The 1900-nt window shown below is 66.1% G+C and carries 1 protein-coding gene; it reads right to left on the bottom strand.

The window, feature by feature from the left end:
- Nucleotides 1–397: 397 nt before the first annotated feature.
- The coding region (locus tag EOA28_RS34380) for a xanthine dehydrogenase family protein molybdopterin-binding subunit (protein WP_148671054.1) at nucleotides 398–1900 on the bottom strand (1503 nt) is incomplete at its 5' end.

Raw genomic sequence — 1900 nt, 5'->3', positions numbered from 1 at the left:
CCTATGCCTCGTCATTCTAGGGCGAAGCAAGGAGCGAAGCGACGCGCGCAGACCCTAGAATCCATGCCGATACCTTGGTCAAGAAATGCAACGGTCCGGAATAGTCGCCGTCAGCAGCGTCAACTGAGAGAAATCGCTGAAGCGCCGGTCGCGCCAACGGCACGGGTGATCGAGAAGACCAATCCGGAAGGGTGCGAGTTGCTTCACGGGATTGGCCGATGAACGTTCTGGACCGTGGTGGCTCTCAACCGTCACGGCATGGATTCTAGGGTCTGCGCGCGTCGCTTCGCTCCTTGCTTCGCCCTAGAATGACGAAGTGAAAGAGGGCGCCCCCCTCTGGCCTGCCGGCCATCTCCGCCACAGGGGGGAGATTAAGCGCTCCGTCGACGGTGATCCCCTAAATCAACTTCTCCAGCGTAATCGGCAGATCCCGCACCCGCTTCCCCGTCGCGTGGAACACCGCGTTCGCAATCGCCGGCGCGATGCCCACGATCGCCAGTTCCCCAACCCCCTTGCCGCCGAGGGCGGAGGAGTGCGGGTCGGGGATGCCGACCGAGATCGTCTGGATGTCGGGAATGTCGGCATTGGTCGGCAGCATGTAGTCGGCGAAATTGCCGTTGACGATGCGGCCGTGGCGGCGGTCGACGATGCCTTCCTCGAGCAGCGCCTGGCCGATGCCCATGATGATGCCGCCCTTCCACTGGCTTTCCGCCAGCTTGGGATTGTAGAGCCGGCCCGAATCCAGCGCCGACACCACGCGCGACACGCGCACCGTGCCGAAATCCTCATCCACCCGCACCTCGACGAAATGCGCGCACCAGGAATAGCGCGACCAGTCGCCCTCGGTGTGCGGGATCGACTTGGCGATGGTCGTGTAGTTCGCGTAGCGCTCCTCAGCTGTCGTGCTGGCTGGCAGCGTATCGCCCTTGGCTTCGATCTGCTCGCGGCCGACAGCGGCCATGAACTCGGCGATCGACAGCTCCGGCCCTTCGCCGCGCGGCGAGGCGATGCGGCCGTCCCGCACTTGCAGCGTGTTCGCCTGCAGCTTCTGGAACGGCGAGCGCGGATCGGAGAGCGCCAGGCCGACCAGCTCGTCCAGCGCCTGGCCGGCCGCCTTGTAGACGGCGCCGGTCATGACGCCCGCCAGGCGAGAGCCGCCGGTGACGCCCGCGCGGGCGAAGTGGGAATCCCCGAGCTTCACCGACACGCGTTCCACCGGAACGCCGAGCGTCTCGGCCGCCGTTTGCGCCAGGATCGTGTAGGTGCCCTGACCCATGTCAATGGAGGAGCTTTCGACCACGACCGAACCGTCGGCAAGGATCTTCACCACCGCCTCGCCATGCGCGCGCCGCACCGGATACGTGCCGGCGGCCATGCCCCAGCCGACGAGCTGATGACCGTCGCACATCGAGCGTGGCGCCGCCGAGCGCTTCGCCCAGCCGAAGGCTTCGGCGCCGGCGGCAAAGGCCTCGCGCAACTGGCGCGTCGACCACGCCTTCTTCGCGTGTGGATCCTGTTCGGCATAATTGATCAGCCGCATCTCCAGCGGATCGATGCCGAGCTCATGAGCCAGCTCGTCGATGGCGCATTCGATGCCGAAGGCGCTCGGGTTCTCGCCCGGCGCGCGCTTTGCTCCCGGCACCACCGTGTTGACCCGCACCACATTCTGCCTCGAGGAGAAATTCGGCGTGGCGTACATGATCGAGGTGACCGAGCCGAGCGGTTCGACCCACATGCCGTCGACCGCCGTCTCGTTGACGCCGCGATGCACGATCGACTGGATCCTGCCATCCCTGTCGGCGCCGATCGCCACCGTCTGCCGTGTCGCGGCGCGGCCGCCATAGGAGGTGAAATTCTGCGGGCGGTTGAGCACCAGCTTGACCGGCCGCCCCAGCATCTG

Origin of the sequence: Mesorhizobium sp. M2A.F.Ca.ET.067.02.1.1, from assembly GCF_004023285.1 — a bacterium.
In the GTDB taxonomy this organism is placed as follows: domain Bacteria; phylum Pseudomonadota; class Alphaproteobacteria; order Rhizobiales; family Rhizobiaceae; genus Mesorhizobium.
Note: the sequence above shows the minus strand (reverse complement) of the source record. Positions and strands in the feature narration are given on the sequence as shown.